At 48.3% G+C, this 20357-nt stretch carries 7 protein-coding genes; 1 reads left to right on the forward strand and 6 read right to left on the reverse strand.

All coding sequences use genetic code 11. The features are described 5' to 3' along the window. Window positions 1–15: 15 nt before the first annotated feature. The 6 genes from OCV11_RS08525 to queE form a co-directional block, all read right to left on the reverse strand. The gene (locus OCV11_RS08525) at window positions 16–12960 is read right to left on the reverse strand and encodes a non-ribosomal peptide synthetase (protein ID WP_261892159.1); all 12945 of its coding nucleotides are present in this window, start codon (window positions 12958–12960) and stop codon (window positions 16–18) included. A 919-nt stretch (window positions 12961–13879) separates the two neighbouring features. After that, complete coding sequence (locus tag OCV11_RS08530) at window positions 13880–14623, reverse strand: 4'-phosphopantetheinyl transferase family protein (protein WP_261892160.1); 744 nt, start codon at window positions 14621–14623, stop codon at window positions 13880–13882. A 323-nt stretch (window positions 14624–14946) separates the two neighbouring features. Further along, window positions 14947–15600 (reverse strand): glutaredoxin 2, encoded by a 654-nt coding sequence (gene grxB, locus OCV11_RS08535; protein WP_261892162.1) that lies wholly within the window; start codon window positions 15598–15600, stop codon window positions 14947–14949. 86 nt (window positions 15601–15686) lie between these two features. Beyond that, window positions 15687–17636: a GGDEF domain-containing protein gene (locus OCV11_RS08540; RefSeq protein WP_261892165.1), complete on the reverse strand. Its 1950-nt coding sequence runs from the start codon at window positions 17634–17636 to the stop codon at window positions 15687–15689. Between the two features lie 151 nt (window positions 17637–17787). Next, complete coding sequence (gene queC / locus OCV11_RS08545; protein ID WP_261892167.1) at window positions 17788–18480, reverse strand: 7-cyano-7-deazaguanine synthase QueC; 693 nt, start codon at window positions 18478–18480, stop codon at window positions 17788–17790. Between the two features lie 12 nt (window positions 18481–18492). Continuing rightward, entirely contained in the window at window positions 18493–19161 is a 669-nt protein-coding gene (gene queE / locus OCV11_RS08550; RefSeq protein ID WP_261892169.1) for a 7-carboxy-7-deazaguanine synthase QueE, read from the reverse strand. A 364-nt stretch (window positions 19162–19525) separates the two neighbouring features. On the opposite strand from queE, the gene yidA reads away from it, so the two are divergent. After that, window positions 19526–20332, forward strand: coding sequence for a sugar-phosphatase (gene yidA / locus OCV11_RS08555; protein WP_261892171.1), 807 nt, complete (start codon window positions 19526–19528; stop codon window positions 20330–20332). Window positions 20333–20357 lie beyond the last annotated feature (25 nt).

Here is a 20357-nt window from a genome sequence, read left to right on the forward strand (position 1 = left end):
GCGCCCCCTTTATCCCTATTCGTTATCGGCTAACTGAGCTAACACAAGGTCAAGTTCGGATTCGTCATAGCCAGCAGCAAGTGCCATGGCTTTGAGTTCTTCCATGTCGATATCGGCCATGCTTTGCTGTAACAGATGCTGCGCCAAAGTGCTTAATTCTGGCATCGCAAACAGGTCGCTAATGGCGAGTTCGATTTGGAATGCATCGCGGATGCGGGTAATCAATTTCACGGCGAGTAGTGAATGGCCGCCCAATTCAAAGAAGTTGTCGCTGCGACCGACACGTGCCACGCCAAGCAGTTCTTGCCATAACTCGGCTAGCTGCTCTTCCACTTCCCCTTGCGGAGCTTGGTAATCTTGCGTAACAAACGCCTCTGGCTCGGGCTGCGGCAGGGCTTTGCGATCGATTTTACCGTTCGCTGTGAGTGGTAAACGGCTCAATACCACATAGGCGACAGGCACCATGTATTGTGGCAATTGCGCCGCCAATTCCATCCGTAGATCGCTCGGTTCGACCGCGCCGACCACATAAGCGACCAAGCGTTTATCCCCCGCTTTGGTGCTTTGTGCCACAACCACAGATTCCACCACGCCTGCACAGCGTTTTAACGCCACTTCAATCTCACCCAGTTCAATGCGAAAACCGCGGATCTTGATTTGATCGTCGTTACGTCCTTGATATTCCAAGGTGCCATCGGGTAGCCAGCGGGCTAAATCGCCTGTGCGATACATTCGCGCGCCACTGTGAGCACTGAATGGATCCGCCATAAATCGTTCTTGAGTGAGATCTGGACGATTAAGATAGCCGCGCGCGACACCTAATCCGCCGATGTAAAGTTCACCGGTCACGCCACGTGGCACCAATTGCCCATGCGCATCAAGAAGATAGATTTGTGTATTGGTGATTCCGCGACCGATGTGCAGCTCATTACCGCTAATCACACCCGATGTTGCAACCACGGTGGTTTCCGTTGGACCGTAGTTATTCACCAGCTGATAAGGCGCGTTGGCATGAGGTCGACGAGTCAGCTTATCGCCCCCGACCAGTAAGGTTTTGAGCGTATTAGGATGCACACCACGAGCAAAGGAGAGCTCTGCCACTGGGGTCGACAAAAAGCCCACTTTGATTGGCTGCTCAACCCACCATGTCAATAGCTGCTCAGGATCGCGACTAACAGCAAGGCTTGGCAAGGTCAAATAAGCGCCCGCACATAGTGGTGGCCATATTTCCCATACAGCGGCATCAAAGCCCAGCCCAGCCACACTGGAAACACAATCCCCCGCGCCAATATTGAACGCATGGTTGTGCCATTCAATCAGGTTAACTAAGTTGCGATGTTCGACCATCACCCCTTTCGGTTGCCCAGTCGACCCAGAGGTGTAGATGATGTACGCCAATTGCTCGCTGCGATAGGTACTGGTTGGCAAGTTGTCGGCAATGCAGTCGGCCCACAGATGACGCCCTTGCAACACATTCACTTCCCGCACGCAAGGAACCGTTTCACCCCACACGGGCACCATGTCGACCGTGCCATCGGTGAGCAGCAATTCAGGTTGGCTATCGCGTAACATAAACTGCAAACGCTCGGCTGGATAAGCCGGGTCGAGGGGCACATAGCCAGCACCGGCTTTAAGGACCGCCAGCATCGCCACAATTAGGGTTGGCGTACGATCAAAGCAGAGTGCAACGCGACTTTCGATCGTGATGCCTTGCTGTTGCATCCAATGGGCTAACTGGTTTGCCTGAGCATTAAGTTCGGCATAGGTCATGCTGCGCTCGGCGCTGGAAAGCGCAATGGCGTTAGGATGACGCGCGGCTTGACGCTCAATCAATTGATGCACACATGAGACTTGATCGACCACTTGCTGCGTCTGATTTAAGCCATTGACCAGTTGTGCATATTCGTCATTAGGCAACACACACAGTTGCTCAACCGGGCGCTCTACCCCAGAAATCAGCTGTGACACCATTTGTTGCAAAGTCGCCAGCATCATAGCGCCAAGACGCTCACTACTGATGCGCTCATCCATTTGCAAATCAAGGGAGAAATCAATGCCTTGATGATCGTTGACCGAAATCGTCGCTGGATAGTTGGTATGCTCTGCGCTGTAGAGAATATCCATCTTACCTGTGGTTGCGCTGCTCAGTTGAGCGCTACCACCGTCGTAGCGATAGTTAAGCAAGCTGCTAAAGAGTGGCGTAGAACCCGCAAGACCGCTGCATTGCTGAGCAAGCGCTAACGACGCATGTTCGTAATCCAACAAGTTCGCCAGTGCTTGATGAGTGCGTTGCAGCGCTTGCTGCAGTGACACCTGCGCCAGATTAAGTTTGAGCGGCAAGGTATTGAGGAACATCCCCAACACGCGATCGGCTCCTTCACCGGCCGACATGCGGCCAAACAGCACGGTGCCAAACACCACATTGTCGCGACCAGCACCAGCATCATCGCTCACACTGGCGGTGCTGCTACCCGACACTGCGCGTAACACGAGGCCCCAAGCTAAATGGAACACACTGGCAGCGCTCACACCTTGGCGTTTTGCCACTGCGCGCAGCTGCTCGCTCAAATGTCTTTCGAGTTCAATATGCTGCACATTCACTTCGTAGTCGTCGCTGCGCTCAATCACACCAAATGGCGCGCAAGGTTCATCGATCTCAGCAAACTGCTCAGTAAAGAAGCGCTTATGCCCTTCACTGTTGGCATTGAGACGACTGGTCGCAACAAAATTACGAAACGGCAGCGGCTTAGGAAGCGACGCTTGTTTGCCATCAATGTGGGCAAACACCTCTTCAACAAGCAGTTCCATCGTAGTGTGGTCGCTATTGAGGTGGTGGTTAACCAAGCACAATAGCCAACGCTGCTGCGCAACATCTTCGGTTTGATACGCTGCCATCAGCGGTGCTCTCGTCACGTCCATCTGGGCGTATTCACCATTGGCACGATCGATTAATTCTGCCAAAACATCTTGGCTGTGGATCTGCAGGGTCACAACGGCCAAAGGAGCATGACGCCATACCACTTGCACCGGTTCTTCTAACCCATCCCACGCCATTGACGTGCGCAAAATGTCATGACGATCAATCACCTGCTGCAACGCATCGGTAAACTGGCGCACACTCTGTGCCGAGCAGAAAGACAAAATCACTGGACTAATGTAAGGATCGCGCTCTTTAGCCATACGGTGATGGAACAAAATCCCCTCTTGCAGTGGCGCCAACGGGTAAATGTCTTGAATGTTGGTCATGCCACCATCCACGCCCGCCGCAATGTTGTCCAACTGCGCTTGGGTTAACTCGACCAAAGGCAGCATCTCTGGTGTGATGCGTTCACAACTTGGCGCGATCTGATAGTCCGGCACTTGCCAAGCGCTGTCTTGAGTTTCGGTCAATAAGCTGGCGAGCTCGCACAGTGTTGGCGATGCAAAGAGCGCTTTGACTGCCAATTGAGTGCCCTGCTGGCGCAGTTTTTCAATCAGTTGAATCGCCAGTAATGAGTGACCACCCAATTCGAAGAAGTTATCGTGACGCCCTACCTGCGCTAGGCCAAGTAAGTGTTGCCACAACGTAGCAAGTTGCACTTCACGTGGACCTTGCGGCGCAACATAAGCATGACGGACAAAGGCTTCTTCCGCTGGCTCTGGCAGCGCTTTGCGATCCATTTTGCCGTTTGGCGTCAGTGGAATCGTCTCAATTTGCATCAACGCTGCTGGCACCATGTACTCTGGCAAACGCTCGCCCATCTGCGCTTTAATCGCTTCAATTGAAAGCATTTGCTCGGCGGTAAAGTACCCCACCAGCTGCTTGTTGGCACTGGTGCCGCGGGCAATCACGACAGCTTCAAGCACATCCGTGCATCCTTTCAGCGCTGAAGAAATTTCCCCTAGCTCGACGCGGAAACCGCGGATTTTCACTTGGTCATCGTTACGCCCTTGATACTCGATAGTGCCATCAGCCAGCCAGCGTCCAACATCACCGGTTTTGTACATGGTGGCATTTGCGTCAGCCACAAATGGGTCACGCACAAACCGCTCAGCAGTTAAGTCGTCACGGTTAAGATAGCCGCGCGCCACTTGCACGCCGCCGATAAAGATTTCACCGGCAACGCCTAACGGCGCTGGTTGACCTTGGCTATCGAGCACATACATACGGGTATTGGCGACCGATGAACCAATAGAGACTCTATCGCCGACCAAATCCCGCGGACAATGCCATTGGGTCACATCGACCGCCGCTTCGGTTGGGCCGTAAAGGTTATGCAGCTCAACATGAGGCAGTGTTTGGTAAGTGCGGCGAATCGTTTCTGCTGGCAAAGCTTCACCACTACAGAACATCAAACGCAGGCTTGAACAACGGGAGAATTCCGTGCCTTCCAAGAACATCTGCAGCATCGGTGGTACAAAGTGCAAAATCGACACATGGCGACGTTCAATCAACTCACGCAGATAGCTTGGGTCTTTGTGGCCTTCGGGTTTGGCCATCACTAACGTGGCACCTACCCACAGCGGCGCAAAGAATTCCCACACCGACACATCAAAACTAAATGGGGTTTTCTGCAAAATCACGTCATCGCAGTTAAAGCCGTAGTCATCGACCATCCAGCTTAAGCGGTTGACCACGCCGCGATGTTCGTTCATCACGCCTTTCGGTTTACCGGTCGAGCCTGAGGTGTAAATGATGTACGCCAAATGGCGCGAGGTAAGTCCAAGCGCGTTAGGGTCTAGGTTCTGCTGTGACTCATTTTCCCACGGTAAGTTGCCCGCAAAATTAACCACTTGGACAGAAGCTGGAATCGCCCCTAGGCGGCTACGCAGTTCATTGGTCGTGATTAGAACCACCGGTTGGCTATCTTGCACCATGTATTCCAAGCGATCTTCGGGATAGCCTGGGTCCATCGGCACATACGCGCCACCGGCTTTTAAAATTGCGACTAACGCCACCACCAATTCGCTACTGCGATCGAGAGAAACCGCCACGCGACTGTCGGGACGAACGCCCTGTTTCACCAGCCAGTGAGCCAGTTGGTTTGCGTGCACGTTTAGCTCAGCAAAGGTGAGTTCGGTTGGCAGCGTAAAACCTTGCTCGCTCTGCACCGCCACTTTGTGTGGCAATTTGGCAGCGGTCTCTTCAATGCGCTGCTGAATACAACTCTCGGTTGGATAGGCTTTTTCGGTTTGGTTAAAACCTTCTAATAGCAACTCACGCTCTTCTTGGCTCAGTATTTGCCATGCTGCATTTGGAGTGGCGAGTGCTGTCGCAGAGATACCGCTTAATGCTTCACGACGTAAGCCATTGGCAAGACCGGTTAATGCATTGATCATCATCTGCGCAACACGCTCACAGCCAATCACTTTGGCGACGTGCACGTCAACGGAGAAACCGCCGCCGATAAAGTCGTTCACATCGAGGCTGATTGGGTAGTTGGTTTGCTCTGCGGAGTAAACCAAATCGACGCGTTTAAGGATCTCCGCCTGAGCTTGGCTGCCACCTTGATAGCGGTAGTTCAGCAAGCTAGTAAAGAGCGGCATTTGTGCGGCAACGCCGCTTTGTTGCTGGGCTTGAATCAAAGACGCATGCTCGTAATTAAGCAGTTCCGCGAGAGCTTTATGGGTTGATTTCACCGCTTGTTCGAGGGAATTCTCAGCACAATTGATGCGCAGTGGCAAGGTGTTGAGGAACATCCCCATGGTGCGACTAGAAGCGTTGCCTGCCCCCATACGGCCAAACAGCACAGTGCCAAACACCGCATCTTGTTGACCTGTAGTGACTTGCACCACTTTGCCCCACGCAAGATGGAACAAGCTAGCAGTGCTCACGTTAAGTCGTTTAGCCTGTTCGCGCAAAGTCGCAGCCACGGAATCATCAATGGCAACGGTGAGCATCTCAACGTCGGTGGTTGGATTATCAAGTTTAAGTACGCCAAACGGCGCGCAAGGCTCGTCAATATCTGCTAACTGAGCAGCAAAGTAGTCACGGTCTTGTTGCTCATCTCGCTCTTGAGCCAGTTGCGCGATAAATTGACCAAAGGGGACGGGCTGAGCAAGGCTCTCCTGCTTGCCATCTATATGGGCGAACACTTCTTCCACCAAAAGTTCTAAGGTGGTGTGGTCGTTAATTAAATGGTGAATCAGCAGGCACAAAATCCAACGCTGATTTCCCTTATCTTCCACGCGATACGCTTCAATCAGTGGCGCTTGCGTCACGTCAATACGTGTTGACGCAGGATCAAAGTGTGCTTGCAATTGAGTGACAACGTCACCTTGTGCAGAATCCTCAGCAGAAAGTGTCAGAGTCTCGACCTTCATTGTCGCCTCGCGCCACACCACTTGCACAGGCTTCTCGAGTCCTTGCCACGCCATCGCAGTGCGCAAAATATCATGACGGGCAATGACCTGTTGTAACCCATCGATAAAGCGGTCCATTTCCTGTTGAGAGCTGAACGCGGTCATCAAACGCGTTAAGTACGCATCCCCTTGTTGCTCCAGTAAGTGATGGAACAAGATCCCTTCTTGTAGTGGCGCTAACGGGTAGATATCCTGCACGTTCGCCGCACCACCTGGTACTTTCGCGCAGATTTGCTCAATTTGAGTGTGGCTAAGTGCCACCAATGGCAACATCTCTGGGGTGATGTGTTGGCATTGCTGAGGAATGCCGCAGGTCATCGATGTTTGCTCTTGGCTGCCTCCTAGTGTGCTTGCCTCGCTATGGCTTAATGTGGTCGCCAACGCTGCCAAGGTCGGTTGGTTAAACAGCGATTTCACTGCCAGCTCATACCCTTGTTGACGAAGTTGATCAATCAGTTGCACCGCCAGCAGTGAGTGTCCACCTAATTCAAAGAAGTTGTCGTTACGACCGACTTCGGCAACACCGAGTAACTCGCTCCATAACGCGGCGATCGTCTCTTCAGCTTTACCTTGCGGCGCAACAAACTGCTGACGCAATAGGCCATCTTCACTCGGCTCTGGCAATGCGCGACGGTCGAGTTTGCCATTACTGGTCAGCGGTAATACCGCCATTGGCATCCACGCCGAAGGCACCATGTAACTTGGCACCAAATCAGCGACATGGTCGCGCAGTGCATCAACCGCAATGGGGTTTGCCGTTTCACTGGATACGAAGTAAGCGACTAAACGGTGATCGCCAGTGGCGCTCTTTTGTGCCACCACGGCGGCATCGGTAATACCAGCAAAACTGCGCACACAGGCTTCAATTTCACCAAGTTCAATACGAAAACCACGGATTTTGACCTGATCGTCATTGCGACCTAAATATTCAATCGAACCGTCTGCCAACCAGCGACCTAAGTCGCCCGATTTGTACATGCGGGTGTGACCGTCATTGACGAACGGGTCAGCCAAAAAGCGCTCTGCGGTTAAATCGTCACGATTAAGATAACCGCGCGCGACCCCTGCACCGCTGACGTACAGTTCACCTGTTACGCCAATCGGCACCGGTTTTTTATGTTCATCAAGGATATACAAACGCAGGTCTTTGAGGCCTTGACCAATTGGGCTTGCCCCAGTGCGGCTGACATCTTGCGCACTGAGCGGGTAATAAGTGGTGTGTACCGTAGTTTCAGTAATACCGTACATATTCACCAGCTGGGTGGCCTCATTTTCAGCGCGGGCATACCAAGGTGCTAGCGCAGAAAGCTCTAATGCCTCGCCACCAAAAATCACATAGCGTAAGGTATGTTGCACCTTCGCTTGAGCCAGTGTTTGTTGCGCAGCGATCAACTGACGAAATGCGCTCGGTGTTTGATTCAGCACCGTCACTTTTTCATGACACAGCAAGTGGTAAAACTCATCGGGCGCACGAGAAACCAGGTGTGGCACCACCACTAAACGGCCACCAAACAGCAAGGCACCCCAAATTTCCCAAACCGAGAAGTCAAACGCATAAGAGTGAAATAGCGTCCACACATCCTGTTCATTAAACTGGTAATCCCCTTGGGTAGCCGCCATTAAACGCAGCACGTTGTGATGCTCGACCATTACCCCTTTCGGTTTCCCGGTCGACCCTGAGGTGTAGATGATGTAGGCCATATGATGCGCGGTTAAACCGATCTCATCGGCATCAATGTTGGCGCGTGATTCATCCAACCACTGCGGCTTATCTAGCAATGCGAGCGTGGTTTGCTCGGGCAGTTGTCCCAATTTTTCAATTAGGTTAGAACGGGTAATCACCACCTGCGGCGCTGAATCTTGCAGCGAATATTCCAAACGCTCTTTGGGATAATTAGGATCAAGCGGAACGTAAGCACCACCGGCTTTTAGAGTCGCTAAGATGGCAACCAATAACTGCTCATCACGCTCTAGTGCAATCGCTACGCGACTGTCTGGACGCACTCCTTGCGCCCGCAGCCAATGAGCAAGCTGGTTGGCACTGGCATTCAATTCAGCGTAGGTTAAATGCGACTCTCCAAAACTGACGGCGATGCGCTCAGCAAACTGCTTAACTTGCGCTTCAAAGCGCTGCGCCAAAGTGTGATGCGCAAAGAAATCGCTTTTGTCGCAGTTAAAACCTTCAATAATTTGGTGAGTATCAAACTCGTTTAGCAGCGGTAGCGCCATGATCGAAGCGTTGGGTTGGGCCAACATTTGGCGCAATAAGGTTTTCCAATGCGCCACATAGCGACGCACTGTGGCTTCATCAAACAGGGAAGTGGCGTAATTAACATACCCTTCTAAACGACCGTCCACTTCACTCAAGCCGATGCTTAAATCAAATTGGGCGGTATCGCTATCACCAGGTAAAAGATTGAGCTCCATTTGTTCCATATTGATCAGTTGATCTGGCGTATTGTGCAGAGCAAAAATCACTTGGAAAATCGGGTTATGCGCCATGCTACGATTGGGCGCGATCGCTTCAACAATCTGTTCAAATGGAATATCTTGATTGGCCTGTGCTGCGAGCGTGGTCTCTTTAACTTGTTCAATCAACGAGACAATATCGCTATTGGGATTAAGCTGAACACGCATCGCTTGGGTATTAACGAACATACCGATCATGCTTTCCAGTTCGGTGCGGCTACGCCCCGCAACTGGAGTACCAATGACTACGTCATTTTGTTTGGCTAACCGCCCCATTAAGAGCGCCCATGACGCCATTAATGTCATGTATAAGGTGCTGTGATGTTGTGCGGAAAACGCTTTCAATGCTTGGGTAAGCTCTGGATTAAGAGCAATGGAGAACGTATGTCCTTCGTAGCGCTGCTGCTCGGGGCGCACGCGATCCATTGGCAGCGTCAGGCAGTCAGGAATACCGTTAAGCGATTCTATCCAATAGGCTTTTTGTTTCTCAATCCACGCCCCTTTAAAGTGGCGTTGCTGCCATACTGCATAATCGCCATACTGCACGGACAAAGGTTCCATCAGGTCTGGCTGATCAGTCAAGATACGGTTGTACTGCTCAACAATATCGTTGAGTAACACGCGCACCGACCAACCATCGGCGATGATATGATGCAGCGCCAACCCCAGTTGCCACTCCTGCTCACTGTGTTGGGCTAGGCAAACGGCAAACAGGTAGCCTTTGGTGAGATCAAATTCAGGTTGCCACTCAGTCAAAGTTTCCGCTCGTTCAATAGGAAATGGCTGCGGCGCTGGCTGAATCTGCTGCATAGGGGTGCCATTGACCACCACAAACTGGGTGCGCAGTGGGGTATGACGTTTGACCACCGCTGTGATCGCATCGGTTAACGCATCCAAATGCAATGGGCCATTGAGTGCCAGATGATGACGCATCACATATGCCTTAGCGGCGTTGGCATCGAGTTGCTCAAGCAACCATAAACGCTGCTGCGCGGCGGAGAGTGGAAATTGAATGCGGTGATCGGTCACTTCAATCTCAGGCAAAATATCTTGCTCAGCGCGATTAGCAATGAAGCTGGCCATGCGCTCAAGCGTTGGATGGTTGAAGATATCCACCAACTGCAACTCTTGCGCGAACTGGTCACGAATACGCGACAACAATTGCGCCGCCAACAGTGAATGACCACCCAACTGGAAGAAATGATCGTAACGGCTCACTTGACCACAACCCAGCAGCGCTTGCCAAAGGGTCGCCAAACGCTGTTCAAACTCGGTATGTGGCGCCACGTAGTCGTTGCGAACATCACTGACTTCGGTAGGCTCAGGTAACGCGCTGCGATCAACTTTACCATTGGGTGTCAAAGGAATGTGGTCGAGTTGCACCAACGCACTGGGCAACATGTAATCTGGAAGAGGTTGTGCTAGATGCGCCATGATGGCTTCATGGGCAACCTCCCCTTCGGTTAGCGTGTAATAGGCAACCAGACGTGTTTGTTGCTCATCGGTTTTCGCCACAACCACAGCGCTGTCGATACCAGGGCACTGCTGCAATGCCGCTTCAATCTCCCCCAGTTCGATACGAAAACCTCGCACCTTCACTTGAAAATCATTACGACCAAGAAACTCAATGTTGCCATCGGGCAACCAGCGACCTAAATCGCCAGTGCGATACATGCGAGCACCCGCTTTATCGCTAAATGGGTCAGCAATAAAACGTTCTTGAGTAAGATCTTCACGGTTAAGATAGCCGCGCGCCACCCCTTCACCACCAATCACAATTTCCCCAACCACACCAATTGGCGTTAAACGCTGTTGCTCATCCAGCAGATACACTTGAGTGTTGCTAAGCGGCTTACCGATGTGCGGTGCAAACGGCTCCGTGCGTTCCATCATCACAAAGGTGGAATAGGTAGTGGTTTCAGAAGGCGCGTATAAATTACATAACCTTGGCACCGCCGTTTCAGCAAAAAGACGTTCGGCTAAGTGACGTTTTAATGGCTCACCTGCCACGTTAATCACCTGCACACCACTCGGAATGGCATGATGTTCCAGCAGTGCCGCTAATGCGGAAGGCACGGTATTAATCAAGGTAAGATCGTAATGACCTTCAAGCAGGCTCAAGGCATTTTCAACAATGACCAAAGTGCCACCACAGCTCAAGGTAGTGAAAATTTCGAAGATGGAAAGGTCAAAGTTGAGCGACGTTGAAAACAGCGTACGGTGCAATGTGGCAGGCTGATATTCGTTGATCGCCCACTCCACCAAGTTCACCGCGTTACGATGCTCGAGCATCACCCCTTTCGGTTTGCCGGTCGAACCAGAAGTGTAAATCAGATAGGCCAATTGGTGCGACGAGAACTCAGTCGCCACCAAGTCTTCGTCACTGTAGGCACTGCAGGCTCTCAGCACGCGGTCAAATTCCACCACCTGGCATGGGAAAGAAAACTCTAGGTGATTGAGGTCAGACTCTTTGGTGGTAAAGATGATGCTCGGTTGGCAATCTTCAACCATATAACTGCGGCGATCGAGCGGATAGTTGGGGTCCATTGGCACATAAGCGGCCCCAGTTTTCAGTACCGCCATCACAGCGACCAATAATTCATGATTACGTGGTAATGAAAGCGCGACTCGGCTTTGCGCGCCAATGCCATGATCCGCCAGCCAGTGAGCTAACTGGTTAGCTTGCTGATTCAGTGCGTTATAGGTCATTTGTGTTGCGCCAAACTCCAAGGCAATCGCATTGGGTGTTAACGCAGCTTGCTGCTCAAATAGGTGATGCAAGCCAAACTGGGTTGGGAAGTAAGCTTGAGTGGCGTTAAATTCCTGCAACATGGTAGTGCGTTCATGAGGTAACACCATTTCCCAAGTGCTTGCTACACCATCCGGTTGATTAACCACATTCTGCAGCAACAGAACCATGCGAGCAAAATGGGTATCGATCTCATCAAAACTGTAGCGGGCGCTGTTGGCGTCTAAACAGAGTTCTAAGCCTTCGTTTTCACCACGATCAAATACCGTAATTGACAGATCGTCAGTCGGACCGCTAGAGAGGTTATGCACCGTTGCGGTCGCATGACCAAACACCATATCGTATTCAAAGGGAACAATATTGATCAGCGTAGAAAACAGCGGCTGGTGATCAGACAATAAACCGAGGTCAGACTTAAGACGTTCACTGCGATATCCTTGATGCTTGAGTGCGCCATAAATATTGCGCTTTACTTCGTCAAGAGCAGAACTTAATGAGGCGTTAAGACCTAAGTGCAATTGCAACGGCATCACGTTAGCCGCCATAAAAGGCACTTGGCGAGCGGCCTTAGTCCGTCTTCCCGTCACCGGAAAACCCAGCGCTAATGTCTCCTGCCCTGTCATCCGGTGCAAATAGAACGCAAACAGAGTCACCAATAGTTGCGGTAACGTCACATTAAGCTGTGATGCCAACCCACGCAGTTGCTGGCTCAGTTGTTCCGGCAGGTAATCTTGTTGACGATAAACCTCTGCACAAACCGCATTATCGCGACTTAACGAGGTCGCAACCGGTGGCTGCTGCCAACGTTTCAGCCAATATTGACGATCTTTTTCCCAAGTTGGGGAACTCAAGTAGGCATTTTCATCACTCATCACATCAGTGAAGGCAGTAAAGGAACAGGCAGGTAAAGGATGGTCGTGGTAAAAAGCGTTATAAAGTTCAGCCACACGCTGCATAAAAAGATGACTGCCGTATCCATCACTGATGATGTGATGCACGCAATGGTAAAGGTAATAACAAGTCGGTGAGATTTTGAAAAGTACGTATGAAAAAAGAGGTCCTGTTGCCAAAGACATCTCACTATCCATGTCTTGCTGCATCAAATCCAAAGCCACGCTGTGTGGATCTGACTCGGCAGAACAATCAACAAAACGCACTGACCATGATTGGTCTAGCAAAGCAGTCTGTACTGGCCCATTGTCAGTACTTTGAAAACACATGTTGTACGCTTGAGTATCGGCAACCGCTTGACGAATGGCTTGCGAAAGAGGTGCAAAGGCGACTTCATCATTGATGACCAAGTATTCCGCGATTTTAAACACCGAATTGGCCGCCATCGGATTCATCTGCTGAGCAAACCAGATCCCCTGCTGTGCTGCAGACATGGGAAACGTGTTCATAGTGTTACCTTGGGAAGCCTCTATAGGACTTTTATTACCGTGCATAAATCCACCACTGATTTATAAAATTGTAATACCGACTTTTTGGGCAAAGCATATCCAACCCCAAAATTAACGAGGAATGAAATTGATTACATGTAAATAAGCAACCTTCAATATAATGTTACAAATGCGTTATTAACCAAAAAATATAAGCATTCGCAGAACAAATAGTTTTTTAATTCTAGAAAGTGATATTTATCCAATAAGGAATTTACGACGAATATAACAAGAAATGATAAATAAACAAGTAATGTGATATTTAATAATTAGCTAATGCATGTGATATCGCTCCAAAAACAGCATGAATCAATGCAACATTTCCTAATTTAGAAAATCATTTCCCATGTCATGAAAGTTTCAAATATAAGTTAGAGCAATAATTATTGTGTGTGTTTTTAGATATAAATCCACATATTATCTAGTGCAAAAGCTCTAATTTAACAATAGCTATCAATATATCCATTAATAATAAGAATAAACTACCCCCTCTCTATAAATATCATTAATGATAATAGTTATCACTTTCACCAATCATACTTTTGAAGATAAAAGCACCACTTAATCTAACTATATGGATTTTAATGCTATAAAAATCACCATTATCTGGATTTTGATATGGAAAAATATCAATGATTTTATCAGTAAACCTATGAGATACAGTTTGGCAAAATACGATATGGATAGAAAAAGTAAGGTCAATCTGACCAATAAATATAATATGGACAGATAACGACCCCAAAAAGGACACAATGTGCTCCATAGCAGAATTGGCATGAAAATAAATTAGAATACACTTAGAATAGCTTCATTAAATGAAATGCTATTCTTTATATTTAAATAAGATTACATTGATATTTATTTAATATTAATTATTAAATTAATTAAATTCGCAGACAAGTGTGCAGATAGTATTTGTCACTTTACGTTTATTTACATTAAAGTATTTCACTGATATTTCTTTATTCCACTTCAATATCATTTCTAATTCTTCATGAAATTCAAATGTCATCACTTCATTCTTAACATCCAGTTGAATCAATTTGACCATATCAAAGTCTAATACTTTTTTTACGCTCGGATAAATAGCTTTATAGATGCTTTCTTTGGCGGAAAACAATAAAGAGAGGAGATAGTTGAAGGGTTGGTCTAATTGAGATAATAGTGCGAGTTCTTGCGGCTTAGCGATCATCGAGGCTATCTGCTGCGCGGTGCTGGTGCTCATCACCTCTTCACAATCCACCCCAAGCCACTTGGCTGTGTGGCTAACGACCGCAATCGCCACATCATGGCTATGTGCAATCGAACCGACGACACCTGTAGGCCATAGCGGCTGACCATGCTCACCTTTACCAATCACATAGTCTTGCCCGATCGCGAGTAACTGGTTAAGTGCGCGGTTCGCACAGTAACGTCCCGCGACATACTCAGCTTGTCGCTTTATTACCGCATGCTGCACTATTTGCCTATCGACGTAACCACACTTTAGCCACTCTGGATCAAAGTGTTGTACTTGATATTGCACCATAGCGACTTGGATCTTAGCATCCACCAACAGAGCGCACGGATGCTCATTGAGAAAGGTTGATGCTCCACTTGGTGGCGCAGTAATTAGGTTGAGCATAACGATGTAATGCTCCATTAGACACATATGAAATTGGCAGCACAGTACCACTATTACGCGATAACTCGTAATCCAACCGTCTCATTTGCGCGACAAGTCTAAAATTTATGAGAAAAAGAGAGAACTAATATACCCATTAGTTATGAAACATAATTAATATTCATATTAAATTATAGGCATATCAACCATGCAGAGCAGCAGAGTAAAGCCAATGGCTTAGGAGTACAGAACACTCGAAGATAAGGTAAATAGAAGCGGATAAAGAGGCAAAAAACCATCGGCCCTACCTGATACAAAGCAGATGCCGATGGTCAGTATCAGATTTACACCGCGACAGCGTCGTAAACAGGAGTTCCGGTCAGTTGGGTCACTTCATCAATGTATTGACGCACTAACGCTGGAAACTCAATCCCTTTCACTACGGTTAAATTACGTAAGAACGGATATAAGTTGATGTCGTCATAGCTAAGACGTTGCTCACGCGCACTTGGCAACTCTAACCAGTTAAGCTTATTAAGAGCCTGATTAACTTGTGTTACGTACTCAGAGGTACGACTGAGCGCGTCTTCAAAACTCATTGAAATCAATGCTGTTTTGTTTTTGGTAAACCACGCCTTAGCTTCTTCACATTGAAACTCAGGTAAATCGATTTTTAACCAGCGTGGGTAAAGCAGTGGCGAAATAGAAGGCATAGTGTCACTTAACCACTGCTTGATTTGCGCCTCGTGTTTTGACGACGTAATGGTTGGAACAGCGCTATTCGCTTTATCCAGATAAGCCACAATATCCAAGCTTTCTGCCATATAGCTACCGTCTTCTTTTTGCAAAATAGGCACCATGTTCGCACCTACTTTGACAATACGAGCATCAACGTCGTGGTTTTGCAAAAACTCCCACTCGATATCGAGTTGTTTGTAACCAGCGGCCATCATCGCCTTGACACAAAATGGGCAGTGATGGAAAAGAAATAGTTTCATGCAATAAGTCCTTATGGGTTGAGCATGGCTTCAGTCTACCCAGAGCATAACAAGACAACAAGCCCCGCATAGGAAACTTAAGCTCTCTATCTCTCTATGCTGGCGAGTATGACTCGGTTGCGCCCCTGCTCTTTGCCTCGATACAGTGCTCGGTCGGCCAATTTCAGCAGCTCAGGAATATTTGTTGCTTGTAACGAAGAGACCACCCCAATCGTTAAGGTGATGTTGAGGTGAGTTTCACCATGACGAATCTGATTCTGTTCCACCGTATCGCGGATTCGCTCAGCCACCAGCATCGCATCGGTAGCACTAGTGTTAGGCAACAAAATATCGAACTCTTCCCCACCCATTCGCGCCAAAATATCAGGCTCTCTAAGCAGTGGTTGTACAGCGTGCACTGTCTGTTTGAGCACTGCATCGCCCACATCATGCCCATAGGTATCATTAATGGTTTTGAAATGATCAAAATCGAGAGCCAGTATTGAAAACTCATGGGGATGGTCAGGGGTGAGCTCTCTAAGCAGTTTGATTTGATCCATAAAGAAGCGTCGGTTGTAGGTTCCGGTGAGAGGGTCTGTCGTAGACTCTTTTTCTAACTTAAGCACCATCTGTTTGCGTTCGGTAATGTCGATGATCTGCCCCGACCATAAGATAGCACCATCCACCTGTTTGGCTGGCGCGGCTTGGAAAAAATACCAGTGGGTCTCACCATCACGCTCAATGCGAAACTCACTTTCCATTTCACTCATCTCAATGCTGGATTGTTCGATCAATTTTTTAATCACTGACTCATCATCAGGATGAAGCACAGCGAAGACATGTTTGGCATCTTGTTGCGCCTCTTCTGGCGACACACCAAAAATATGTTCAAACTCTTGACTCACATAAGGGAAACTCATATGGCCCTCAGCATCTTGTTCAAACTGATAGATAATGCCAGGTGGCAATAAAGAGAGGGTTTTAAAGTGCTGATTTAAGGTGACAAACTCAGATAGGTCGATAACGGATCCAACAAAATAGGACTCACCTCCATCGCCATTTTCCACATAACGTAACCGGTCAACCAGCCACACCTCTTCCCCATTCCCTTTGGTAAAACGATATTCACAATCCATGATCGGATGGTAAGCACGCAACTTGGTCGATTGAGCACAGCGACGATACTCTTTGACATCTTCATGGCGAATCCGCGATGTCCACCAATGCTGCCCACCGATCACTTCATTGGGTGAGTAACCCAATAAGCTCTCGACACCTTTGGTGATAAAGCGAATCTCTTCGTTATGATCTGCGCTCATTTTGTAAATCACCGAAGGAGACAATTCCATAACATGATCAAGCTGTTGCTGGAGTTTTTCCAATTCGAGCTGCGCCATTTTTGAGCGGTGAATATCAATACGCGCGCCAAACACCCATTCCGGTTCACCATCGTCAGTACGAGAGACCACCCGCCCAATGTCCTTTACCCACACCCATTCACCATCATGGGTTAACACGGGCGATTCAAACTCAAAGTAGCTCTCTTTTCCTCGATAATGAGCCAACAGTTTTTGTTCCAAAAGTGGTCGGTAATCGGGGTGCAGATGAGAAAGCCAAGTGGCGTAAGTCACTGGCACGATATCCGCTAAGGTGTAGCCTAGGATATTGGCCCAGCGCTCGTTAACGTGCAGCTCATCAGAACAGACATTCCATTCCCAAGAGGCAATTTGCGCACTGTCTAAGATATTGATCATTTTATCGGTCGGCGCTGCACTGTTATCGGTCGAGTGCTTCAAACTAACGATGTACTCACTTTCCCCGTCAACCTTAGTGACACGAGTAACGTTACCCGCGTATTTCTGGCCGCGAAAAACGATGTCGACATCAATACGAAATTGCTTAGTCAAAATAGGCATCAAGTCAGCGAAGGCAATCGGCGTTGTTTGCCCGCGGTAGAACAAAACGATCTCATCAACATTGACAACCGATTGGTCAATAGAATGCGTGGACGCGGTTAATTGCCCCTGTTGATTAAACAGTAACGACATGGTGTGCATAGGAATTTCTCTCGTATCGTCATTGAATGAAGTGTAGCCAAAATTGCTTGATAACGAGGAAATCACAGTAAGGAAAAGTGACAAACAAAAGGGCCATCACATATGATGGCCCTAGATAACAATCGGTTAATAATCAATTCGCTGCTTAGATTCAGTTCGTTTGCTGCTTAGAAACTAATGAAGCCATGACCTTCTCTTTATGTAGCAAGTAATCATCAAGGCCAGCTTTACGCAATTTACAAGATGGGCATTCACCGCAGCCGTCGCCAATCACACCGTTATAACAAGTGAGCGTATGAGAGCGAACCAGATCCAACGCACCGTTTTGATCCGCCAGCGCCCATGTTTCCGCTTTGTTGAGCCACATCAGCGGAGTACGAATTTCAAACTGACGATCCATACCTTGAACAAGTGCGCTGTTCATGGCTTTCACAAAATCGTTACGACAATCTGGGTAGCCAGAAAAATCGGTTTCGCACACACCGGTTATCACCGACTGCGCGCCAATTTGGTAAGCGTAGATGCCAGCAAGAGTCAGGAACAGAATGTTACGGCCTGGCACAAATGAGTTTGGCAGACCATTGGCTTGCAACTCACCAGAGACAGGAATGTCATCACGAGTCAGAGAGCTGATCGCCAACTCATTTAGTAAACCAACATCCATGACTTTGTGCGCGGTAACGCCCAACTGTTTAGCAAGCTCTTGCGCCACTTCAATTTCCAGCTTATGGCGCTGACCATAATCGAAAGTAATCGCATGAACTTCATCAAATTCTTTCAGTGCTTGCACCAAACAAGTGGTTGAATCTTGACCACCACTAAACACAACAACGGCTTTTTTCATCGACATGAATCCTTACGCAATACTGAGGTATTTATGAGTTTGAATCGACAAGCGCCAGTTACGTGCAATGCAAGTATCAATACATAGCTGAGTGGCACGAGGTTTTTGACTGATCGGCTGTAGCGCGACAACGGTTTCTGCCGACACATTGGCACGCAGTAACAGTTCATCAAGATTTTCGATATCAGAATCGGTCGCCACTGGATGCTTAATTTCATTCGCACGTTGCAGCGCACTATCCAGCACAGGCAATTTGCCTTTCATCGCGACTTTTGGTGACACTGTAACCCATGTGTTTGGTGAAGTAATCACTTCACTAGTACCACTGGTTTCAATTTGACAACGGCAACCATGGGCTTCAAAGGCTTCAGTCAGTGGACGAAGATCATAAATACACGGCTCACCACCTGTGATCACGATATGTTTCGCCGTATACCCTTGAGTGCGATATCGCTCAACAATATCTTGCGCAGTCGCAGAGCACCATGTTGGGTTGTCTGCGGTTTTCGCTAAGATGAGATCAAAAGAGCGTTCATCTTGAGGGCTGGCATCCCACGTCTGCTTGGTATCGCACCAAGCGCAACCAACTGGGCATTCTTGAAGACGAACAAACACTGCGGGAACGCCGGTAAACACGCCCTCGCCCTGAATCGTCTCAAACATTTCGTTAACTTTATACAAGGTGATTTCTGCCTAACTTATCAATTACAAAAATTGCAGGGAGCAGACCTTAATAGAAGCTTGGGTAGAGGTCAATTTAAACCTGCAAATCTGGCGTATTTTATCCCTTTTGTCGCTCACTTCCCACCCCACAAACCATGGGGAAATTGAGTCACTAATAAATAGTGAAGGGACCGAAAACGATTGCCATTGATAAGCGAACCGATTGGATAAGCACATTGGTATTGCGCGCCAATACCATGTACTATGGAAGCGTTTTCTTAACACCATAACTAGGTTGTTATTTTACGTGGTGGTTGTTTTCTTTTGTTCACAACCCTTTGATACCCTCACAATTTCGTTCAGTTTAGTTATTAGGTCTACTATGTACAAAATTATCGCTCTGGATATGGATGGCACCCTGCTTAACAGCCAAAAGCAAATTACACCAAGAACTAAAGAAGCCATTACCAAAGCACGCCAACAAGGTATTCGTGTTGTGCTTGCCACTGGTCGCCCGATTGAAGGTATTCGTGATCACCTTGCGGAACTGAATATTCAATCCAACGACGACTACGTGTTGTTCTATAACGGTTCGATTGTGCAAAACGTTGGTACTGGTGAAGTGATTCATCAAGACATCATTACTGGTAAAGATGCAAAAGACATCTACCACATTGCGCAAAAACTCGGGGTTAACACCCACGCCTTCAGCCAACCTTTAGGGCTGATTACACCCCAAAACAGCCGCTACACCGAAGTGGAAGCGACTATTAACGGTATCGGTATCACCGAAATGGATTTCGATACCCTAGAAGACGATCATCCGATCATCAAATCGATGATCATTGATGAGCCAGAAAAACTCTCTGCGGCGATTAAACAGCTCCCTGCTGAGTTTTACGAGCGCTTCACTATTGTGCAAAGCTCACCTTTCTTCCTGGAATTTTTGAACCCTAACAGCAACAAAGGGGTTGGTCTTAAAGCGATTGCCGATCACCTCAATATCCCAGCGAGCGAAGTGATCAGTATGGGCGATGCGGGTAACGATCTGCATATGTTGCACTATGCCGGTTTAGGCGTTGCGATGGGCAACGCGATGGAAGAAGCCAAAGCAGCAGCCGATGTCATCACGCTATCAAACGATGAAGATGGTGTTGCGGTTGCCATCGAAAAGTACGCCTTGGTTTAAGATTTAACCGTGAGTCCTATTACGA

It is taken from the genome of Vibrio porteresiae DSM 19223 (assembly GCF_024347055.1).
Taxonomy (GTDB): domain Bacteria; phylum Pseudomonadota; class Gammaproteobacteria; order Enterobacterales; family Vibrionaceae; genus Vibrio; species Vibrio porteresiae.

Bases quoted from the DNA above. Each gene is read 5' to 3' on its own strand.
- OCV11_RS08530 (WP_261892160.1), bottom strand. From the start codon at position 14,623: ATGCTCAACCTAATTACTGCGCCACCAAGTGGAGCATCAACCTTTCTC.
- queC (WP_261892167.1), bottom strand. From the start codon at position 18,480: ATGAAAAAAGCCGTTGTTGTGTTTAGTGGTGGTCAAGATTCAACCACT.
- grxB (WP_261892162.1), bottom strand. From the start codon at position 15,600: ATGAAACTATTTCTTTTCCATCACTGCCCATTTTGTGTCAAGGCGATG.
- OCV11_RS08525 (WP_261892159.1), bottom strand. From the start codon at position 12,960: ATGAACACGTTTCCCATGTCTGCAGCACAGCAGGGGATCTGGTTTGCT.
- OCV11_RS08540 (WP_261892165.1), bottom strand. From the start codon at position 17,636: ATGCACACCATGTCGTTACTGTTTAATCAACAGGGGCAATTAACCGCG.
- yidA (WP_261892171.1), top strand. From the start codon at position 19,526: ATGTACAAAATTATCGCTCTGGATATGGATGGCACCCTGCTTAACAGC.